16 protein-coding genes are annotated in these 21,169 nt (G+C 70.9%); 6 read left to right on the top strand and 10 right to left on the bottom strand.

Annotation, left to right across the window (positions count from 1 at the left end):
- Window positions 1–7: 7 nt before the first annotated feature.
- Complete coding sequence (locus tag ACFFQA_RS12765) at window positions 8–469, top strand: Rv3235 family protein (protein WP_377852008.1); 462 nt, start codon at window positions 8–10, stop codon at window positions 467–469.
- Window positions 470–537: 68 nt separating this feature from the next.
- On the opposite strand, the gene secA is transcribed toward ACFFQA_RS12765, so the two are convergent.
- The 6 genes from secA to mtrA form a co-directional block, all read right to left on the bottom strand.
- Window positions 538–3,303: a preprotein translocase subunit SecA gene (gene secA, locus ACFFQA_RS12760; RefSeq protein WP_377852007.1), complete on the bottom strand. Its 2,766-nt coding sequence runs from the start codon at window positions 3,301–3,303 to the stop codon at window positions 538–540.
- A gap of 193 nt (window positions 3,304–3,496) precedes the next feature.
- On the bottom strand, window positions 3,497–4,177 hold the full coding sequence (gene hpf / locus ACFFQA_RS12755; RefSeq protein ID WP_377852006.1) for a ribosome hibernation-promoting factor, HPF/YfiA family: 681 nt from the start codon (window positions 4,175–4,177) through the stop codon (window positions 3,497–3,499).
- A 442-nt stretch (window positions 4,178–4,619) separates the two neighbouring features.
- Window positions 4,620–5,297, bottom strand: a complete 678-nt coding sequence (locus ACFFQA_RS12750) for a ComF family protein (RefSeq protein WP_377852005.1) — start codon at window positions 5,295–5,297, stop codon at window positions 4,620–4,622.
- A gap of 186 nt (window positions 5,298–5,483) precedes the next feature.
- The gene (locus ACFFQA_RS12745; protein ID WP_377852004.1) at window positions 5,484–7,238 is read right to left on the bottom strand and encodes an LpqB family beta-propeller domain-containing protein; all 1,755 of its coding nucleotides are present in this window, start codon (window positions 7,236–7,238) and stop codon (window positions 5,484–5,486) included.
- Window positions 7,235–9,001 carry an MtrAB system histidine kinase MtrB gene (mtrB, locus tag ACFFQA_RS12740; protein WP_377852003.1) on the bottom strand — a complete coding sequence of 589 codons (1,767 nt, stop codon included), beginning with the start codon at window positions 8,999–9,001 and terminating at the stop codon, window positions 7,235–7,237. Before mtrB ends, ACFFQA_RS12745 begins: the two co-directional genes overlap by 4 nt.
- Before the next feature lie 37 nt (window positions 9,002–9,038).
- Window positions 9,039–9,716: an MtrAB system response regulator MtrA gene (gene mtrA, locus ACFFQA_RS12735; protein ID WP_030426801.1), complete on the bottom strand. Its 678-nt coding sequence runs from the start codon at window positions 9,714–9,716 to the stop codon at window positions 9,039–9,041.
- Window positions 9,717–9,985: 269 nt separating this feature from the next.
- On the opposite strand from mtrA, the gene ACFFQA_RS12730 reads away from it, so the two are divergent.
- Entirely contained in the window at window positions 9,986–10,474 is a 489-nt protein-coding gene (locus tag ACFFQA_RS12730; RefSeq protein WP_377852002.1) for a VOC family protein, read from the top strand.
- A 25-nt stretch (window positions 10,475–10,499) separates the two neighbouring features.
- Here the strand turns inward: ACFFQA_RS12730 and ACFFQA_RS12725 are convergent, their stop codons facing one another.
- The gene (locus ACFFQA_RS12725; RefSeq protein ID WP_377852001.1) at window positions 10,500–11,141 is read right to left on the bottom strand and encodes a dTMP kinase; all 642 of its coding nucleotides are present in this window, start codon (window positions 11,139–11,141) and stop codon (window positions 10,500–10,502) included.
- 219 nt (window positions 11,142–11,360) lie between these two features.
- On the opposite strand from ACFFQA_RS12725, the gene ACFFQA_RS12720 reads away from it, so the two are divergent.
- Entirely contained in the window at window positions 11,361–12,224 is an 864-nt protein-coding gene (locus ACFFQA_RS12720; protein ID WP_377852000.1) for a hypothetical protein, read from the top strand.
- A 307-nt stretch (window positions 12,225–12,531) separates the two neighbouring features.
- Here the strand turns inward: ACFFQA_RS12720 and ahcY are convergent, their stop codons facing one another.
- Window positions 12,532–13,995 (bottom strand): adenosylhomocysteinase, encoded by a 1,464-nt coding sequence (gene ahcY, locus ACFFQA_RS12715; RefSeq protein WP_377851999.1) that lies wholly within the window; start codon window positions 13,993–13,995, stop codon window positions 12,532–12,534.
- Window positions 13,996–14,175: 180 nt separating this feature from the next.
- On the opposite strand from ahcY, the gene ACFFQA_RS12710 reads away from it, so the two are divergent.
- Window positions 14,176–16,488, top strand: a complete 2,313-nt coding sequence (locus ACFFQA_RS12710; protein ID WP_377851998.1) for a lipase family protein — start codon at window positions 14,176–14,178, stop codon at window positions 16,486–16,488.
- A gap of 161 nt (window positions 16,489–16,649) precedes the next feature.
- On the opposite strand, the gene ACFFQA_RS12705 is transcribed toward ACFFQA_RS12710, so the two are convergent.
- Window positions 16,650–17,966 (bottom strand): glutamate mutase L, encoded by a 1,317-nt coding sequence (locus ACFFQA_RS12705; protein ID WP_377851997.1) that lies wholly within the window; start codon window positions 17,964–17,966, stop codon window positions 16,650–16,652.
- 54 nt (window positions 17,967–18,020) lie between these two features.
- On the opposite strand from ACFFQA_RS12705, the gene ACFFQA_RS12700 reads away from it, so the two are divergent.
- Together ACFFQA_RS12700 and ACFFQA_RS12695 are read left to right on the top strand one after the other, a co-directional pair.
- Window positions 18,021–18,863 (top strand): aldo/keto reductase, encoded by an 843-nt coding sequence (locus ACFFQA_RS12700; protein WP_377851996.1) that lies wholly within the window; start codon window positions 18,021–18,023, stop codon window positions 18,861–18,863.
- A gap of 2 nt (window positions 18,864–18,865) precedes the next feature.
- Complete coding sequence (locus ACFFQA_RS12695) at window positions 18,866–19,723, top strand: aldo/keto reductase (RefSeq protein WP_377851995.1); 858 nt, start codon at window positions 18,866–18,868, stop codon at window positions 19,721–19,723.
- A gap of 70 nt (window positions 19,724–19,793) precedes the next feature.
- Here the strand turns inward: ACFFQA_RS12695 and ACFFQA_RS12690 are convergent, their stop codons facing one another.
- Window positions 19,794–21,143 (bottom strand): acetyl-CoA carboxylase biotin carboxylase subunit, encoded by a 1,350-nt coding sequence (locus ACFFQA_RS12690; protein WP_377851994.1) that lies wholly within the window; start codon window positions 21,141–21,143, stop codon window positions 19,794–19,796.
- Window positions 21,144–21,169 lie beyond the last annotated feature (26 nt).

Raw genomic sequence — 21,169 nt, 5'->3', positions numbered from 1 at the left:
GGACGCCATGGTGCTCGTGTTGAGCCTGCCCGAGTTCCTCGGGCAGCAACCGGAGCCGGAGCCGTCGAACGCCGAGGCACGGGCGCTGGATCAGCTGATGCTGGAGCTGGACCTCACCCAGCGCCGCCGGGAGCCTTCCGACCCGGTGCGGCTCCGCCAGAAGCGGTTGCACGACGCGGCGGGCCAGCTGATCACCACGGTCCTGGAGGCCCTCGACGGCCGTCGCCCGCTGCGCCAGCTCCTGCACACCCGGCTGGCCGAGCCGGTCCACCGCCGCCTCGCGGCCCAGCTCCGCCGCAACCGCCCCGGTCAGACCCACCGACTGCGCACGGTGCACGTCTGCGAACCGGCCCCGGGCGTGATCGAGGCCAGCGGGACCATCCAGCAGGGCTCCCGCGTCCGAGCGGTCACGGCCCGCCTGGAGATCACCGAACCCGGCTGGCTCTGCACCGTCTTCGCCATCCTCTGACGACGTGGCCAACGACAGCGCCCGCCCTCCTGGAGCGGAGGGCGGGCGCTGAGCGGCGTCGGGGAGGGTCAGCGACGGGGGCGCTTCTTCTCCTTCTTCGCGGCGCGCTCGGCGGCGCGGCGCTCGCGGCGGGTGGCGCCCGCGTCACCGTCGGAGCTGTCGGTGTCGCCGTGGGTGGAGACGCCACCGCCCTCCGACGGGCCCGAGAACATCAGGTTCTGCGGGGACTGGCCGTCCAGGCCCTTGCCGCGCAGCGCGGGCGGGATGTCGTCCTCGATGCGCGGGATGACCGTGGTGGCCTCCATGTCCGGGGTGGGCGCCGGCGCCTGCTCCTGCGGCTCCGCCGCCTCGACCTGGAGGTTGAACAGGAATCCGACCGACTCCTCCTTCAACGCGTCGAGCATCGCGTTGAACATGTCGAAGCCCTCGCGCTGGTACTCGATCAGCGGGTCGCGCTGGGCCATGGCGCGCAGGCCGATGCCCTCCTTGAGGTAGTCCATCTCGTAGAGGTGCTCGCGCCACTTGCGGTCCAGCACCGAGAGCACCACGCGGCGCTCCAGCTCGCGCATGGCGCCCTCGCCGACCATGCCGTCGATCTCGGCCTCGCGCTTGGCGTAGGCGGCCTGGCCGTCGTCGAGCAGCAGCTGGAGCAGGCGCTCCGGCGTGAGGTCGTCGGTGTCCTCAACGACGGTCTTCCAGTCGATGCCGACCGGGTAGAGGGTCTTCAGCGCGGTCCAGAGCTGTTCGAGGTCCCAGTCCTCGGCGTAGCCGTCCGCGGTCGCGCCCTGCACGTAGGCGGTGACCACGTCGCGGATCATGTGCTCGACCTGCTCGCGCAGGTCCTCGCCCTCCAGCACCCGGCGGCGCTCGGCGTAGATCACCTTGCGCTGGAGGTTCATCACCTCGTCGTACTTGAGGACGTTCTTGCGGATCTCGAAGTTCTGCTGCTCGACCTGGGTCTGGGCGCTGCGGATCGCGCGGGTGACCATCTTGTGCTCGATCGGCACGTCGTCCGGCACCCGCAGGCGGGTCATCACGGCCTCGACCATGGCGGCGTTGAAGCGCCGCATCAGCTCGTCACCGAGCGAGAGGTAGAACCGCGACTCGCCGGGGTCGCCCTGACGGCCGGAGCGGCCGCGCAGCTGGTTGTCGATGCGCCGGGACTCGTGCCGCTCGGTGCCCAGCACGTACAGGCCGCCCGCCTCGCGGACCTCCTCGGCCTCGGCCTTGATGCCGGCCTTGACCTCGTCGTAGACGACCGGGTAGGTGGCCTTCCACTCCTCCGGGGTGGCGTCCGGGTCGAGGCCGCGCTCGCGCATCTCCGCCTCGGCCAGGAACTCCGGGTTGCCGCCGAGCATGATGTCGGTACCGCGGCCCGCCATGTTGGTGGCCACGGTGACGCCGCCCTTGCGGCCGGCCATCGCGATGATGTGCGCCTCGCGCTCGTGGTGCTTGGCGTTGAGCACCTCGTGCGGGATGCCGCGCTTGAGCAGCAGCTTCGCCAGGTACTCGGAGCGCTCGACGCTGGTGGTGCCGATCAGGACCGGCTGGCCCTTCTGGTGCCGCTCGGCGATGTCGTCGGCGACGGCCTCGAACTTGGCCTCCTCCGACTTGTAGATCAGGTCGGCGTGGTCGGCGCGGATCATCGGCTTGTTGGTCGGGATCGGCACCACGCCGAGCTTGTAGATCTGGTGCAGCTCGGCGGCCTCGGTCTCGGCGGTACCGGTCATGCCGGACAGGCGCTTGTAGAGGCGGAAGTAGTTCTGCAGCGTGATCGTGGCGAGGGTCTGGTTCTCCGCCTTGATCTCGACGCCTTCCTTGGCCTCGATCGCCTGGTGCATGCCCTCGTTGTAGCGGCGCCCGGCGAGCACGCGGCCGGTGAACTCGTCGACGATCATGACCTCGCCCTGGCGGACGATGTAGTCCTTGTCCTTCTTGAACAACTCCTTGGCCTTGATGGCGTTGTTCAGGTACCCGACGAGGGGGGTGTTGGCGGCCTCGTAGAGGTTGTCGATGCCGAGCTGGTCCTCGACCAGCGCGACGCCCTCCTCGGTGACGCCGACGGTGCGCTTGCGCTCGTCGACCTCGTAGTGCACGTCCTTCTTGAGCATCGGCGACAGCCGCGCGAACTCCTGGTACCACCGCGAGGACTGGTCAGCGGGACCGGAGATGATCAGCGGGGTCCGGGCCTCGTCGATGAGGATCGAGTCGACCTCGTCGACCACGGCGAAGTTGTGGCCGCGCTGCACGCACTCGTCCAGGCTCCACGACATGTTGTCGCGCAGGTAGTCGAAGCCGAACTCGTTGTTGGTGCCGTAGGTGATGTCGGCGTTGTAGGCCGCGCGCCGCTCCTCGGGGGTCATCGCCGAGAGGATCACGCCGACCTCCATGCCCAGGAACCGGTGCACCCGGCCCATCTGGTCGGCGTCGCGCTTGGCCAGGTAGTCGTTGACCGTGACCACGTGCACGCCGTCGCCGGAGATCGCGTTGAGGTACGCGGGCAGCACACAGGTCAGGGTCTTGCCCTCACCGGTCTTCATCTCCGCGATCTGGCCGAGGTGCAGCGCGGCACCGCCCATCAGCTGCACGTCGTAGTGCCGCTGGCCCAGGACGCGCTTGGCGGCCTCGCGGGCCACGGCGAACGCCTCGGGCAGCAGGTCGTCGAGCTCCTCGCCCTCGGCGTGGCGCTTGCGGAACTCGTCTGTCTTGGCGCGCAGGTCACTGTCGGAGAGCTCGACGTAGTCGTCCTCGATCGAGTTGACGTGCGTCGCAATGGCACGCAGACGCTTGACGATCTTGTTCTCGCCGGTGCGGAGCAGTCGCGACAGGACCATGCGGGGTCGACCTCACTACCTGATCGGTTGCGCCCGACATGGACGCCTTCACCACCCATCGTAGAGGCGGGCGGGTCCGGCTCGCGAAGAGACGACCCCGCTGTCGGCGAAACCCCGCGAAAAGCCGAAAACGGCCGGCGGCCCCCGCGCGTGTGGATCGCACGGGGGCCGCAGGCCGTTCGCCTAGTCCTGTCTAGGCGAGCCTGATGACGCCGTAGTCGAAGCCCTTGCGCCGGTACACGACCGTTGGCCGTCCGGAGTCGGCGCAGTGGAAGAGGTAGAAGTCGTGTCCGACGAGCTCCATTTCGTACAGTGCCTGGTCGACCGTCATGGGCTTGGCGGGGTGCTCCTTCTCCCGCACGACGCGGCCGGGGAGCTTCTCCTCCAGACCGTCGTCCCAGCGCTGTTCGGGGACCTCGGCGATCTGGGGCTCTGCGTCGTAGGCCGTGGCCTCCAGCACGGCGGTGCGCCCGCGCTGGGCCTGCATGGACGAGGGGTCGTAGTCGTTGAGCAGCCGAGCGGCGCTGGCCGCGGTGGCCTGGGCGACGGACTTGGGTGCGTGCCTGCCGTGGTGCACACGACGGCGGTCGTGCGCCCGGCGGAGCCTGGCTTCCAGCTTGTTGACCGCGACGTCGAGCGCCGCGTAGAAGTCACCGGCGCACGCTTCCGCGCGCACCACGGGGCCCCGCCCCTTGCCGGTGATCTCGACCCGCTGACAGTTCTTCGCCTGCCTGCGGTTAGGCTCGTGAAAAAGCTCGACATCGAAACGGACGACCTTGCGGTCGTACCGCTCCAACCGGGCCAGCTTCTCGCCGACGTGCACTCGGTAGTGATCGGGCACCTCGACGTTGCGGCCCTTAACCACGATGTCCATACACGGACCTCCCATCGCGTCATGCGCGGTGTATCAGCAAAGGTATCGCTGTGGCGCCGTACGGAGGGGGTCTCAGCCTGCCTCCGGCGCCTTCAGTCGTGGGGTTTTCGCCTCCAAACAACGCCCGGAGTTGCTGATAGCCGAGCACGCTATCCCGGCTTGTTCGGTCACAACACCCCCCAGGACGGGGGATGTCAATGCACCGTGCGCGGTTACTTTCCGCAACCACTCAGAGGTCCGGCCCCTAGCGACCCCCGCGCCCAAGATCGCAGGTAGCACGGGCCATCGGAGCGTGTCTTCACCCTTTCGCAGCAACCGAGCACTCGCTGTGGTCAGCGCGCTCGGTAGCCCGATCGGGATCACCCGATGCCTCATGTCCCGGCCAACGGGCCGGGACGTCGCGGGGTTCCCCGCTGCCGGAACTCCAAGGGAACTCTCAGGTTCACGCTGGGCGCCCCGCCTCGGTGAGCACGAGGGCCAGAAGCGGCGGCGAACCGGCGCGAGCAAGGGCCGCCGCGCACGCGGACAGGGTCGCCCCGGTCGTGACGACGTCGTCGAGCAACACGACCGGAGCAGTGGGCGGCGGCAGCGCGCGCCCGCGCACCAGAACACGTCCGGAGAGGTTGGCGACACGCTGTGCCGCGGTGAGCCCGACCGAGTCCCCCGCGTCCCTGGCGAGCCGGAGCGCGGGCGCCAGCACCGCGGCACAGCCGCGGGCCCGCAGCGCGAGCGCGCAGTGCCTGGCGATGTGGCGCATGTGGTGACCGCCCCGGCGGCGGGCGGCGCGGGCGAGCGAGGGCACGGGAACCAACCAGAGCGCGGCAGCGGGGGGCGCCGAACGCCCCGGCAGCGGCAACAGCGCGGGCAGCGCGGCGGCGAGACAGGACCCGAGCGACCGGGCGAGGTCGCGCCGGCCGCCCAGTTTGGCGGCCAGCACGGCCTCTCGGGTGACCCCGGCGTGAGCGCCGAGGGCGTGGACCGGCGGCCCCGCAGCGAGTGCGGGGCGGTGCACTCCGCGCGGCCGGGCGAACTCGGCGCGACAGGGAGCGCACAGATCACCGCCCGGTGCGCCGCAGACGCAGTGGGCGGGCATGAGCAGGTCGAGCAGTGCGGAGACCACGTCCCCACGGTGCCGCCGGAGAACCGGGGCGTCGAGCGGGACGGCTACCGCGGGTGGAGTTCGTTTCACGCGTCCGGTGCGAGGTGCTACCCGCGCGGGGGAAACGAGGAGGCGGTGGGTTCCTCCTCCTTATCGGAGACCCCCGGGCGGAACTGACTAGGCCACTCGGGTGGTGTCCGGAGCGGCTCAGCCGGGATAGAACGGCAGCGAGTTGGGGCCGGGGTTGAACGGCATCGGCTGCCAGACCTCGGTGGTCTCGTTGACCTTCCAGAGCCCGCCGTTGTCGGAGACGACGACCGGGCGGCCGGGGGCGGCCGCGACGGCGTGCACCGGGGTGGTCAGGTTGGAGCTGAGGTAGGGGTCCAGCGTCAGCCCGTCCACGCCGACCTTGATCACCGGAGAGGTGGAGCTGGCGGTCGCGACGATCACCGCGTCCGGCTGCGGCCACTCCACCGACATCGGGTTGTTCAGCCGGTTGTAGCCCAGCACCTGCACGGCGCGGACGCTGCGCTCCCCGGCCTGCTCGGCGACGGTGCCGACGACGACGCGCCCGGCCACGATGGCGGCGACCCGCAGCCCGTCACGGGAGAGCCGCAGGTCGGTGATGGGCCCGATCCTGGTGAGCTCCTCGGCGTTGACCTGGGTCGAGGTCCAGGTGCCCCGGCCCGTCGTGTCCACCACCCGCACGACGGTGGCCTGGTCGAGCACGGTCCACATCTCCGGCGCGTCCGGCATCCAGCTCGGCCGGGTCAGCGACGCGGACTGGCGGACCGGCACCTCGCGCAGCGGTCCGTTGGTCGGCCCGACCCGCAGCTGCACGCCGCTGCCCTGGCGGGCGACGACGGCGAGCTGGCTGCCCTCCTTGGACTGGGCGGCGGTGATCACCTGGAGCTCGGCGGCCGAGGCCACGACCGACTCGTCCTTGAGCGAGCGCAGCCTGCCGCCCGCCACGTACATCCCGGCCAGTTCCGGGCTGGGGCCGAGGTGCGCCTCGAAGGTGGAGACGTCCACCGGCCGCCAGTCGAGCTTGTCGGGCAGCAGCGGCTGGTTGTCGCTGAGCAGCTTGACCCGGCTGTTGGTGACCCCTTGCAGGGACAGCACCACCTGCGCGGCGATCAGCCGCCGGTCCTGGGTGGTCTTGTCGCCCAGGTTGCCGAGGTTCACCACCAGCGAGCCGTCGATGCCCTCGCTGACGTTGGTGGTCAGCTCGGCCTTCTCCGGGATCACGCTGGTGACCGAGCCGCGGATGGCGGCGGAGGGCCCGAGCAGCAGCATCTCCATGACCTTGCCCGGCACGGCGGGGGCCGGGCGGATCGGCACGTACCGCAGGTCGGGCACGACCGTGCGGTGGTTGGGATCGGAGAAGTACAGCCGGACCTGCTTGTAGTTGTCCTTGAAGTTGCTGATGGTGACCACGACGCCCTGCGGCGGCTCGGCGATGCGCCACTCGCCGTCGGCCTGCTTGCGGACCCGCAGCTCGGTCTCGATGCTCTTGGTCTCCGGGACGAAGGAGCCGTCGAAGTCCAGGCGGCCGAACTGGGTGCCGCGGATGGTGACGATCTGCTCGTCGGGCAGGGGGTCGCCGTTCGGGCCGGGCACCGAGCGCGGGATCGTGTCGAAGTCGTCGGCGATGACCCGTTGCAGGCTGCGGTCGTCCCAGGACCGGCGCGCCAGGTCGGTGAGGTAGAGGCGGGCGGTGGCGTGCTTCTGCTCGGAGTCGGCCGAGGCCTTGACGAAGCTGCGGACCAGACCGAGCGGGGTGAGGCCGGTCTCCGGCAGCGCCGCCTCCGACGCCTGCCCGATGGACTGGCCGGGGCGCAGCCGCTTGGGCGCGCCGGACTCGGGAATGGCGGCGCAGGCGCTCAGCAGCAGTGCGCCGACCAGCGTGAGGCAGGCGGCTGCGACCCGGTGGGCACGGCGGCGTGGCGACACCCGGCTCACATCTCCTCCTCCTGGCGCTTCGCCCCCGCCGCGACGGTCGCGCGCTGCGGGTCGGCGATCTCGGGCGGCTCCGGTGGGTACTGCTGGTCCGGCTCGGCGAGCGCGGGAGGCGCGGGCGTCGTCGCCGGGAGCTGCCACCGCCCGGTGGGGTCCAGCGGCAGCGGGCTGCCGGTGAGCTCGATGCCGGGCCGCCTCGGCAGGGTGAGCCGGAAGCACGCGCCGACCCCGGTCTCGCCCCACGCCTCCAGCCAGCCGCCGTGCAGGCGGGCGTCCTCCAGGCTGATCGCCAGCCCGAGCCCGGTGCCGCCGGTCTGCCGGTTGCGCGAGGGGTCGGCCCGCCAGAAGCGGGTGAAGACCAGCTCCTCCTGGCCGGGGCGCAGGCCGACGCCGTGGTCCCGCACGGTCACCGCGACGGACTCGGCGTCCTCGGCGACCCGCACCTCGACCGGTCTGCCCTCGCTGTGGTCGACCGCGTTGGCCAGCAGGTTGCGCAGGATCCGCTCGACCCGCCGGAAGTCGATGTCCGCGACCACCTCGGTCTCGGGCATGTCCACCTGGATGGGCACCCCGGCCTTGTGCGCGATCACCCGGACGGCGGCCATCGACCGGTCGACGAGCGAGCGCACGTCGACGCTCTCCACCGACAGGTCGGCCACGCCCGCGTCCAGGCGGCTGATCTCCAGCAGGTCGGCGAGCAGCACCTCGAACCGGTCGAGCTCGTTGACCAGCAGCTCGGTGGACCGGGCCAGCCCCGCGGGGAACTGCTCGCGAGAGGCGTGCAGCACGTCGGCGGCCATCCGCACGGTGGTCAGCGGGGTGCGCAGCTCGTGCGAGACGTCGGAGGTGAACCGGCGCTGCAGGGTGCCGAACTCCTCCAGCTGCTGGATCTGGTTCTGGATGCTGCCCGCCATCTCGTTGAAGGCGTCGGCCAGCCTGGCGACGTCGTCCTCGCCCACCGCGGACATGCGTTCTTCCAGCTTGCCGTCGGCGAAGCGCTCGGCGACCTCGGCGGCCTGCCGCACGGGGCGGACCACCTGCCTGGTCACCAGGTTCGCGATCCCGGCGAGCAACAGCAGCAGCACGAGACCGCCGACGAACAGCGTGCTCTGCACGACGTCGATGGTGCGCTGCTCAGCGGTGAGCGGGAAGACCAGGTACAGCTGCAGCGCGCGGCCCGCGCTGCGCACCGGCGCGCCGATCACGTAGATCGGGGTGCGACCGTTCTCCCTGGTGACGGTGGTGTTCTGGCTGGCCCAGCCGCCGCCTTCGACCTCCTTGCGGAGTTCGAGCGGCACCTCGTAGTAGGGGCCGACGGAGGTCGGCTGGTTGGAGGTGGGGTCCAGCAGGGACCGGCTGTCGGCCAGTACCGGGGTGAAGGCGCCCGCCTCCGCGTAGTCCTGCGGGGCCTCCCGAAAGCCCGGGGTGGTGAGCTTGGTGAGCGCGCTGGCGAGCTTGCTCTTGAGGGTGTCGGAGACCGGGTCGACCCCGAGCAGCTCCCGCTCGATGATCTTCACGCTGATCTCGGTCTGGACGAGGGCCGCGTTCTCCTTCTCGGCGAGCAGCCTGGTGGTGATCTGCGTCTGCAGCACCATGCCCAGCACGAACACCACCGAGGAGGACAGCGCCAGCGTGCTGACCACGACCCTGAGCTGCAAGGACCGGCGCCACAGGGCGCCGAAGGCAGCCCAGCGCCGACGCACGTCGGCACCGAGGCTTCTGCCCCGGTGCACGAGCGAGCGAGCGTGCTGGGCGCCCGGCCTCATCCCCACCGTCCGTCCGGGACGGCCTGGCACGCTCCGATCACGGAGGACCGGCCTTGTACCCGACACCTCGCACGGTCAGGACCACCTCGGGGTGCTCGGGGTCGCGCTCGACCTTGGACCGCAGCCGCTGGACGTGCACGTTCACCAGCCGGGTGTCGGCCGCGTGGCGGTAGCCCCACACCTGCTCCAGAAGCACCTCGCGAGTGAACACCTGGCGCGGCTTGCGGGCAAGGGCGACGAGCAGGTCGAACTCCAGCGGCGTGAGCTGGATGGCGACGCCGTCCCTGGTGACCTCGTGGCCGGGGACGTCGATGGTCAGGTCGCCGATCCCGAGCATCTCGGCGGGCTCGGACTCGGTCCGGCGCAGCCGGGCGCGGATGCGGGCGACCAGCTCCTTCGGCTTGAACGGCTTGACCACGTAGTCGTCGGCGCCGGACTCAAGGCCCAGCACCACGTCGACGGTGTCGCTCTTGGCGGTGAGCATGACGATGGGCACCCCGGACTCGGACCGGATCGCCTTGCAGACGTCGATGCCGTTCATGCCGGGAAGCATCAGGTCGAGCAGGACGAGGTCCGGCTTGAGTTCCCGGAGCGCGGGGAGCGCCCGGGTGCCGTCGCCCACCACCGCGGTGTCGAAGCCCTCGCCACGGAGCACGATCGTGAGCATCTCCGCCAGCGCCGGGTCGTCGTCCACCACCAGTACGCGTGCCTTCATGGGCCACATGTTCGCACTGCCCGCCGGACGCCCTCGAACCGCCCGGTGACCATTCTGGTTCGCGGGCATCGCCGGTGTGCCGAGCCCCGCACGCTGCTGCCTGTCGATCTGGACCATTGCCAGCCTCCTCGCCCCCACGGCGCCGCTGCCGTTCACCGGTACAGCGGTGTGTTCTCCCTAGACGTTACTGATTCGCGACCAACTCCAGTCAACTTTGTCAAACCGAGACCGAGTACAGTTCAAATTCGAACAAGATTGGAGCGGTGGAGATGCCCATCAGACGCCTCAACCACGCCGTCGTCTACGTCACCGATCTCGCTCGCAGTCTCGCCTTCTACCAGGGAGTTCTCGACTTCCAGGTGATCAATTCGATGCCAGGGGCCGCCTTCCTCCGCGCGGCGGGGTCGACCAACGATCACGATTTGGGTTTGTTCGCGCTCGGAAGTGATGCGGGGCCGTCGCGTGCGGGTCAAACGACCGTCGGCCTCTACCATCTGGCCTGGTCGGTGGAAACGCTGACCGAGCTCGCCGAGTACGCCGAACGGCTGATGGCGGCGGGCGCCCTTGTCGGTTCCTCCGACCACGGCACGACCAAGGCGCTCTACGCCAAGGACCCGGACGGCCTCGAAATGGAGGTGTCCTGGTTGGTCCCCCTGGACCGTGTCACCCAGGAGATGCGCTCGACGGTGCGGAGCGACCGCCTCGACCTGGCCGCGGAGATCGAGCACTGGGGCGCGGACCTGGTCGGCGCGCCCTGAACGACTCGTTCAGGGCGCGGCGGCGTCAGCCGAGGATGCGGTCGGCGAGCGCGGCGGCGTCCACCGCGGTCGAGCCGTCGACGACGTGCCACGGGCTGACCCAGTTCAGCTCGGCCAACTGCTCGTAGACCTTGGAGCAACGGGCCTGGAGGCCACCGTCGGTCTCGTAGGAGTCGCGCTCGCGTCCGACCTCGCTGCCCTCGCGGTGCGCCGTGCGCGCGGCCGCGACCTCGACCGGGACCCGCAGCAACAGGTGCGCGTCGGGGACCGGCAGCTCGAACCGGCCGAGCTCGACGTCGCGCACCCAGCGGACCATGTCGCCATGCGCGTCCTCGTGCAGCCGGGCGGCGCAGTACGCGGCGTTGGACGCGAGATAGCGGTCGATGAGCACCACGTCGAACTTCTCCAGGTCGGCGCGGATGCCCGCCGCCGCGGCCTGGCGGTCCAGCGCGTAGAGCACCGCCATGCCGTACACGGTGTCGACGAGGGGCCCGAGGCGGTTGTGCATCGCGTCGTGGATCAGGTCGGCGTGCACGCTCTCGCCGTAGCGCGGGAACGCCCAGCGCGTGCTGCTCAGCCCACGGTCGGTCAGCTCCTTGGTCAGCGCGTCGGTCAGCGTGCGCTTGCCGGAACCGTCCAGGCCCTCGATGACGATCAACCGCCCCATGCCGAACACGCTAGTCGGTGAGCGGGCCCCACCAGTGACAACGGGGTGCGTTCGGTCGAACGACTGTCGTCCTGTCGGGGGTGTGGGGTAGGAATCGCCTTCCTGGAAGCTATGGGTAAACGCCTGGTCGGAGGTACTGCCGACGGTCGAGTTCCAGGACAGTGGATCCTTCGGGGCCAGATCGCCGACCACCATCGCCGACCTACGGAGCAGACGACGATGCGACTGTCTGAACGCTGGGCCTTGTTCCGCGCTCGCCGCCGGTACGGCTCGGACTTCCTCATCCAGGCCAGGACCGCCGCGCTCGCGGGCGCGGCGGCGCCGGTCTCGGCGAAGCCCGCTGCCGCCGAGAAGCCGTCCGCACCCGCTGCCCCTGCCGGGAGCACCACGACCGCCAAGCCGGTGGTGCCCGTGGTCCCGGCGGCCAAGCCGGAGCTGTTCCCGCAGCAGTCGATGCGCCCACCCGCGCAGCCGAACGTGACGACCCTGGCGACCAGGTTGCCGAGCTTCGTGCCCGGCACGTGGTTCGACGCCAGCTTCACCCTGCGTTGGGAACCCCTTCCGGGACAACACCTCCGGCACTCCAGGCCGGAGGAGGTGGTGAAGGCCGGAGCAGCCGACCTGGTCGCGGTGGTCGCGCGCTGCGCGCTGGTCACCCAGGTCGAGGCGGTGCAGGCCGAGGCCAACCGGCGGCTCGGCGTGCGGCACGAGTTCGACGAGCTGGTCGCGGTCGTCGGCGAGGTCACCCTCAGCGCCAGCCAGGCCCACGTGGACGCCACCGAGGAGTACGAGCGGTTACGGCGGGCCGAGGCGATCGGCGAGCTCCGGCGCAAGATCGACAAGGAGGAGATGGAGCACCTGCGCTCCACGGCCTTCACCGACGTGCGCACGGCGCGGGTGTGGTGGGCCTACCGCCACCCCGAGCGGATCCACGACATCGCCACCATGGACGAGGTCTTCGCGCGCCTGTGCGGCGAGGACAGCCCCTCCTCGGGCCTGCCGGAGCGCTTCCCCCGGGCGTTCGAGGAGGAGTTCAGCACCGCCGGCGAGCTCTCCAGGGCGAACCGGCACCCCAACGACTAGCGCCCGTCCTGCAAGTCGTCCCGACACCCGACGTGGCGCACCGACCCCGTGCCGCCGGGTGCGCGCGCAAAAGAGCACTCATTTCGCGTTAAGGGTCCACAACGCGAAACGGGGGGCGGGCGTGGGCGGGGAGGTGGTGTCACCACGTGTAGGGCATGGGCTGGTGCATGCACAGGTCTGGACTTCGGCACTACACCGGTAGACCGACACTTCCATCAACAATTTCGCAGCTCACAGCCGTGCTCACCACGGCGGCGGCCCGCCTCCCCGAGGGGAGACGGGCCGCTGCGCGAGAGCAGTGACGTGATCAGTAGCGGTAGTGGTCCGGCTTGTACGGGCCCTCGACGTCGACGTCGATGTACTCCGCCTGCTCCTTGGTGAGCTTGGTGAGCTTGCCGCCCAGCGCCTCCACGTGGATGCGCGCGACCTTCTCGTCCAGCTTCTTCGGGAGGCGGAAGACCTCCTTGTCGTACTCCTCGGCCTTGGTGAACAGCTCGATCTGCGCGATCACCTGGTTGGAGAAGGAGTTCGACATGACGAAGCTCGGGTGTCCGGTGGCGTTGCCCAGGTTCAGCAGGCGGCCCTCGGACAGCACGATGATCGACCGGCCCGACGGGAAGACCCACTCGTCGACCTGCGGCTTGATGTTGGTGCGGCGCACGCCGGGGAAGCGGGCGAGGCCGGCCATGTCGATCTCGTTGTCGAAGTGGCCGATGTTGCCGACGATCGCCTGGTGCTTCATCCGCTCCATGTGCTCGACGAGCAGCACGTCCTTGTTGCCGGTGGAGGTGATGATGATGTCGGCCTGGTCGACGAGGTCGTCGATGGTGCCGACCTGGTAGCCGTCCATCAGCGCCTGGAGCGCGCAGATCGGGTCGATCTCGGCGATGATCACGCGGGCGCCCTGGCCGCGCAGCGACTCCGCGCAGCCCTTGCCCACGTCACCGTAGCCCGCGACCAGCGCGACCTTGCCGCCGATGAGGACGTCGGTCGCGCGGTTGATGCCGTCGATCAGCGAGTGGCGGCAGCCGTAGCGGTTGTCGAACTTGGACTTGGTGACCGAGTCGTTGACGTTGATCGCCGGGAAGAGCAGCTCACCCGCGGCGGCCAGCTGGTAGAGCCGCAGCACGCCGGTGGTGGTCTCCTCGGTGACGCCGCGGATCTCCTTGCCGATCTTGGTCCACTTGTCCGAGGACTTGTTCAGCGACTCCTTGAGCACGCCGAGGATGACCTGCCACTCCTCGGGGTCGCCGTCCTCGGCCGAAGGCACGACGCCCGCCTTCTCGTACTCGGTGCCCTTGTGCACCAGCAGCGTCGCGTCACCGCCGTCGTCGAGCAGCATGTTGGGCAGCTTGCCGTCCGGCCAGGTCAGCATCTGCTCGGTGCACCACCAGTACTCCTCCAGCGTCTCGCCCTTCCAGGCGAACACCGGGACACCCTTCGGCTCCTCCTCGGTGCCGTGCGGGCCGACCGCGACGGCCGCGGCCGCGTGGTCCTGGGTGGAGAAGATGTTGCAGGAGGCCCAGCGGACCTCGGCACCGAGGGAAACCAGGGTCTCGATCAGCACGGCGGTCTGCACGGTCATGTGCAGCGAGCCGGAGATGCGCGCGCCACGCAGCGGGTACACCTCGGAGTACTCCCGGCGGAGCGCCATCAGACCGGGCATCTCGTGCTCGGCGAGCCGGATCTCCTTGCGGCCGAACTCGGCCAGCGAGAGGTCGGCAACGGCGAAGTCGATGCCGTTGCGGGTCTGCAGCCTTTCGGCGGTCATGATCGCTCCATCCAGGTGAGATGTTCAGCCGAGACCCTACCGTTAGCCACGCCGCGCGCCCCAGGTAACGGGATTCACGTTCCCGATGTCGCAAGATGACTGTGCAAGATGACCTTTCCAGCGGCTTCCGGGAGCGCTGTAAGCCAGGTCACCATGCAGGGGCGAGTGAGGAGACGACACGTGCTGCTCCCAGGACCGGACACACGGGTCGTCGAGCTTCGGGTACCGGGGATCGCGGGCGCCACACCGGAGTCGGTGACCGGCGCGGTCGCGACGGCGACCGTGGCCGGCGACAAGCTCGGGCGGATCGTGCGCCCCGCCGACCGGATGCGCAGGCCGGCGCCCGCGCCGTCGCTGCACGCGGGCGGCAGGCCGGTGCCCCGGGTGATCGAGGGCTACGTCTGGGCCGCGATGACCTCCGGCGGGCTGGCCAAGGCCAGCTGGGCGCTGCTGTTCCCGTTCTCCCTGGCCAACGTGGCGCACTGGATGCTGCCGCCGATCCCCGACGGCAAGCGCGTCGCGCACGGGCTCGGCATGGCGCTGCGCGCGCTGCTGCGGCTGGCCGCGCTGCTGCTGACCATGCTGCTCGTGGGGCAGCTCACAGTCGTCACCGCCGATCTGATCGCCGCGCAGTGCCTCGCACCGGACGCGGCCTGCCTGACGTCGCTGGTACCGAGGTCGGTGCGGGAGATCCCCACGGCGCGCGGGCTGATCGGCCTGCTGCCGGTGCTGCTCATCGTGTTCGCCATGCACCGCTTGTCCACTGTGGACTGGACGGTGACGATCAAGCACGAGCTGGGCGACGCCCCCGGTCGCCGGATGCCGACGCTGCCGGGCGGCGGGGTCGAGGCGGACCCGGACACCCCCGCGCTGCGCGCGCTGCACGTGACCGCCGCGCTGTCGGTCGCGTCACTGCTGGTCCTCGGCGGTCCGCTGGGGCCGGTGACGGCGGGCGTCGGGGTGCTGTGGGTGGCCGCGCTGGTGCTGCTGGCGATCGCGGGCGTCGGCGTGTTCTTCCTCGACGACCCGACCGGCGCGCAGGCGCGGGGACCGGGGCGCTGGCTGCGGGCGGCGTTGAGCACGGTGCCGCGCCGGGTGCTGATGATCGCGTCCGGCCTGCTGCTGATCGCGACCGCGACGCTGGTCGAACCGCCGGCGGGCAAGCTCGTCGGCGCGGACCCGACCGCGGAGCTGCTCGGCGCGCTGCTGGCGCTGGTGGTGGTGGTCGTCGCGGTGGTGCTCGCGCCCGCCGCGCTGATGGCCAGGTCGGAGTGGGCGAAGCAGCCCCGCGAGCTGCGTCCGTGGGCGGGCGGCTGGATGGCCGCGCCGATGCTGGCGCTGGCCGGGCTGCTCGGCGGCGGGTTCGGCGCGGGGCTGGCGATCACCCTGAGCGAGTCACTCGGCTACGACGAGCTCGTCCTCCCGCTGGGCTACCGGTGGATCACCTTGCTGTGGGGCCTGTTCGCGGCGTTGAGCCTGGTCGTGCTCGCGGTCGTGCTCCCGCTGTGGCTGCTGTCGCGGTCGATCGCGGAGAAGCGCGGCAGCTACACCCCGCCCGAGGTCGCGCTGCTGCACAAGGACCGCCCGGAAGACGCCAAGCGCGCGGCGCGGAAGTGGCGGCAGGCGAGCTGGCAGCGGCAGAACTACCACCGGCTGCTGATCGCGGCGGCGGGGTTGCTCACCGCGGGCGCGACCTTCGGCGGCTTCTTCCGCGCGTTGAACATCCCGGTGCCCGGCTGGGCGTCGGGGTTGTCCGGGCTGGGTGTCGTGGCGCTGGCCGGTCTCGCCGGTGGCTTCCTCTACGTCGTCTACCAGGCCTCGCGCCACCCCGACCAGGCCAGGCGGCTGGGCATCCTCAGCGACCTTGCGTCGTTCTGGCCGCGTGAGGCGCACCCGACGGTCCCGCCCTGCTACAAGCTCAAGGTCGTCCCGGAGATCGTGGCGCGGGCCGCGGAGCACCTCGCCGAGCCGAACACCAGGGTCGTGCTGGTCGGGCACAGCCAGGGCAGCCTGATGGCGGCGGTCGCGGCGGCCTGGCTGGTCGACTCGCTGCCGGAGCACGACCGCGAGCGGGTGGGCCTTGTCACGGCGGGCTCGCAGCTCCAGTGGGCCTACCCGAGGGCCTTCCCCGCCGTGGTGCCGCATTCCTCGCTGGCCACCCTCGCGGGCATGCTGGGCCCCCGCTGGCGTTCTCTGTGCCGGGGCACCGACGCGCTCGGCGGCCCGGTGACCACGTGGTCGCGGCAGGTCTACGACGGGCGGCTGCTCGGCGTCGGCTTCCGGCCGGACGGTTCGGAGGGACCGCTGTCCCCCGCCGTCGCCGGGCCGACCGGCTCCCTGGTGCTCGGCAACGACCACTGGCTGCCCGATCCGATGGGTGGGCCGTTCCCGGCACTTCGTTGGGCGCCAGGCGTTCTCGGCCACAACGAGTACCAGCCCGATCCCGAATGGGACCGGGCCGTCGCGATCGCCGCGGGCCTGGAGACCCCCTAGAAAGCCAGCCGCCGCCCCCATGGACCAGCTGGCGTGGTCGAGGTTTTCGCGTTTTGTAGCCTTAATGCGCGAAAGAGCGCTCCCAAATCGCGTTAAGGCTACAAAACGCGAAATGGAGGCACGCGGGTGAGGACGCCAGGGGGAGTGGTGTTACCGCGACCCTAGAAGGCCAGGCGGTCGCGCAGGAGCCGGTCAGCGGCTTCGGCCCGCCCGGTGTCGGCCAGCAGGCCCGCCGGGGCCAGCACGTAGTCCTTGTCGACCGTGATCCGCGCGTGCCGCAGGACGGGGCGCAGCACCGGGTCCTCCGCGAGCACCCCGCGCACAGTGTCCAAAGTGGATTGATCCGCGTGCCGGAAGACACCACCGGAGAGCACGAGCAGGCCCGCACCCTTGGGTCCCATCCGTCCCTCGACGAGCCGCATGTGCCTGCGCAGCGCCACGACCGCCGCCAGGGACGCGAGCCGCGCGTCGGCCTCGATGTCTTGCCGCGCTTGGGGAATCCAGCCGACGTCCGCAGCCCGCCGAGTCGCCGCTTCCGCAAGTCCGGCCTCCTCGCCGTCGGCGAGCAGGCGCTCCGCCGCCGCCTCCGAGACCACGCCGGGAGCCGACCAGCGCATCCCCAGGTCGCCCTCGACGGTGCGCCGGTCGGCGGGCAGCTCAACCGTCTTCCTCGGCGTGTCGTCGTCCACAGTGGACACTGCGGAGTACACGTCGCTGGTGGCGCCGCCGACGTCCACCACCAGGACCGCGCCCGGGGTCTCCTCGTCGGTCGCGAGCGTGGCGGCCAGCCTGGACACCCCGCCGAGAACCGCGTCCGGGGTCACCGCGCGCACCATGCGGCGGAACCTGGTGCCTCGGGAGAGCCCCTTGCCGCCGATCACGTGCTGGAGGAAGACCTCCCGGATCGCGCGCCGTGCGGGCCCCGGAGCGAGCTCCCCGACATCGGGCAGCACGTTGTCCGTCGGGACGACCGTGCGCTTGGTGGCGTGCAGCGTGGCCAGTGCCTCTTGTCCCGCTTGGACATTCCCGGCGAGCACCACCGGGCAGCGGAGCCGGTTCGCGGCGATGCGGTGCGCGTTGTGCAACAGCACCCGGGTCTCGCCGCCGTCCGTGCCGCCGACCAGCAGCACGACGTCGGGACGGCTCTCGCGCAGCGCTCGCACACCGGCCCCGCTGAGCTCGCCCGCCGCCACGTGCACGACCTTCGCGCCCGCCGAGAGCGCGACGCGGTAGCCCGCCTCCGCGCTGACCATGCGCTCCTGGCCGACCACCGCAAGTCGCAGCCCCCCACCGGCGGAGGAGCAGACCAGCGCCGTCGCGGCGTCCCCGCCGGTCTCGGCCGCGACCGCCTCGATGCCGTTCATCACCTCGGGTGGCGTGGTGCGGTGCTGGGCCGTCGCGATCAGGCTCCCGTCCTGGCTGATCAGCGCACCCTTGGTCCAGGTCGAGCCCACATCGAGGCACAGAACGGGTTCCATGCCCGCACCGTACTTGGTTGGCACTCCAAGATGAGCTGGTTCAGGCTGTGCCGTATGGCAACTGTGTCCCGATCAATCGGCGGGCTCGCGGTGAGCGCGATCGGCCTCGGCGAGTGGCCGCTCTCGGACACCGGGCGACCCGGCCGCTCGGCGGCGATCGCGACGATCCGCGCGGCCTTGGAAGCCGGTGTGACCCTGATCGACACCGCCGACGCCTACTGCACCGACCACACGGAGTTCGGCCACGGCGAGGAGCTGGTCGCCGAAGCCGTGGGCGGTCGCGACGACGTCTTGGTCGCGAGCAAGGCCGGGTGCACGCGCCAGCACGGCTCGTGGGGGCTCGACGGGTCGCCGGAGTACCTGCGCAGGGCCTGCGACGCGTCGCTGCGGCGGCTCGGCGTCGAGGCGATCGGGCTCTACCAGCTGCACGCGCCGGACCCCTCGGTACCGCTGAGCGAGTCCGCCGGCGCGCTCGGCGAGCTGATGGACGCCGGGAAGATCCGGATGGTCGGTATGTCCAATGTGGACACGAGCCAGATCCGCGAGGCCAACGAGGCGCTCGGCGGACGGCTGGCCAGCGTGCAGAACGAGTTCTCCCCGCGCGTGCGCACCTCCTTGCCGGAGCTGGAGCTGTGCGAGCGGCTCGGCATCGCCTTCCTGCCCTACAGCCCGCTCGGCGGCGTCGGCGCGGCGAACCGGCTCGGCGGGGCGTTCGCGGAGGTCGGCGAGCGGCACGGCGTCAGCCCGCAGCAGGTGTGCCTCGCCTGGGAGCTGGCCCTCTCCCCCGTGGTGATCCCGATCCCCGGTTCGCGCAGGCCATCGACCATCCGCGACTCGGCCGCCGCGATGCGGCTGCGGCTGTCCGAGGAAGACCTGAACACGCTGGACAAGGAGTGACATTGCAGCAACGCAAGATCGGCACGGTCTCCGTCTCCGCTGTCGGACTCGGCGGCATGCCGCTGTCGATGCCCCCGTCCGGCAAGGCGATGCCCAGCCGCGAGCAGGCCATCGCCACCGTGCACGCGGCGCTGGACGCGGGGATCACCTTCATCGACACCGCTGACGCGTACTCGTTGGAGACAAGCGGTTTCGGGCACAACGAGGAGCTGATCGCCGAGGCGGTGAAGGGCCGCGACGACGTCCTGGTCGCCACCAAGGGCGGGCACACCCGCACCCCGGACAACGGCTGGGACCTCGACGGCAGGCCGGAGTACCTGAAGCGGGCCTGCGAGGGCTCACTGCGGCGGCTCGGTGTCGAGGCGATCGGCCTCTACCAGCTGCACCGCCCGGACCCGAAGGTCCCGATCGAGGAGTCGGTCGGCGCGCTCGCGGAGCTGCTGGACGATGGCAAGATCCGGATGGCCGGGGTGTCGAACTTCAACCCGGCGGAGATCCGCACGGCGAACGCCGTCCTGGGCGGGCGGCTGGCCAGCGTGCAGAACGAGTTCTCGCCGCGCTTCCGCTCCTCGCTGCCGGAGCTGGAGCTGTGCGACGAGCTCGGGATCGCCTTCCTGCCGTGGAGCCCGCTCGGCGGCATGGGCGGCGCGGCGGACCTCGGCTCGCAGCACGCGGCCTTCGCGAAGGTGGCCCAGGAGCACGGCGTCAGCCCGCAGCAGGTCTGCATCGCCTGGGAGCTGGCCAAGTCGGACCGGGTGATCCCGATCCCCGGCTCGTCCCGCCCGGAGACCATCCACTCCTCAGCCGCCGCCGTCCACCTGACCCTCTCCCCCGCCGACCTGACCCTCCTCGACGCTTGACGGCCATTCGCGGGCTTATGGACGCTTTTGAGACCTCCAGCACGTCCATAAGCCCGCGAATGGCGGGGGGTCACTTCTTCTTGGCGCGCATGCGGGTGATGATCGCGGTGTCGTAGTCGCCGCTGAGGAACTCGGGGTTCTCCAGGAGCTCGGCGTGGAAGGCCAGGTTGGACTTCGGGCCGGTGATCGTGAAGCCCTCGACCGCCTTGCGGGCCTTCTCCAGCGCGTCCGCGCGGTCGGCGCCGGTGATGATCAGCTTGGCCATCAGCGAGTCGTAGTGCGGGGTCACCACCGTGTCCGGGCCGTAGCCGGAGTCCACGCGCACGCCCTCGCCAGTCGGCTCGACCCACTCGGTGATCGCGCCGGGACCGGGGAAGAAGCGCTTGGAGTCCTCGGCGTTGACGCGCAGCTCGATCGCGTGGCCGGTGGCCGCGAGTGCGTCCACGTCGAAGCCCGGCTCCAGGCCAGCTGCCACCCGCAGCTGTTCCTCGACCAGGTCCACGCCGAAGATCGCCTCGGTGATCGGGTGCTCCACCTGGAGGCGGGTGTTCATCTCCAGGAAGAAGAACTCCTTGGTGGCCGGGTCGAGCAGGAACTCCACGGTGCCCGCGTTGCGGTAGCCCACCGCCTCCGCGGCCAGCACCGCGGCACGGCACATCGCGGCGCGCAGCTCAGCGTCCACCGCGGGCGAGGGGGTCTCCTCGGCGACCTTCTGGTTGCGGCGCTGCACCGAGCAGTCCCGCTCGCCGAGTGCGATGACCCGCCCGTCGGCCAGGCCGAGGACCTGGACCTCCACGTGCCGGACGCTGGGGAAGAAGCGCTCGACGAAGACGCGGCCGTCCCCGAAGGTGCGCTCGGCGAACGCGGTGACCTTCTCGAACTCCGTGCGCAGCGCGTCACCGTCGGAGGCCGTTGCCATGCCCATGCCGCCACCGCCGGCGGAGGCCTTGATCATGACCGGGTAGCCGACGCGCTCCGCCTCGGCGACCGCGTCATCCACAGTGGACACGGCGTCCGCGGAGCCGGGGGCGACCGGGACACCGGCCGCGGCCATGGCGGCGCGGGCGGCGACCTTGTCGCCCATGGCCGAGATGGCGGCGCTGTCCGGGCCGACCCACGCGATGCCCGCCTCCTGCACGGCGCGGGCGAAGTCGGTGTTCTCCGACAGGAACCCGTAGCCGGGGTGGATCGCCTTCGCGCCGGTCTTCAGCGCGGCTTCGAGCACCCGCTCGGCGTTGCGGTAGGACTCCGCGGGCGCGGCGGCGCCGAGCAGCACGGCCTCGTCGGCCTCCAGCACGAACGGCAGGTTCGCGTCGGCCTCGGAGTGCACGGCGATGGTCCTGATGCCCAGCCTGCGTGCGGTGCGCAGGACCCGTCGGGCGATCTCACCGCGGTTGGCGACGAGAACGGATTCGAACATCGGAGCTCCTCGTGGGGTCGATGAAC

Source organism: Allokutzneria oryzae, assembly GCF_042429765.1.
GTDB lineage: Bacteria > Actinomycetota > Actinomycetes > Mycobacteriales > Pseudonocardiaceae > Allokutzneria > Allokutzneria oryzae.
This window is presented reverse-complemented; position numbering and strand designations above follow the sequence as displayed.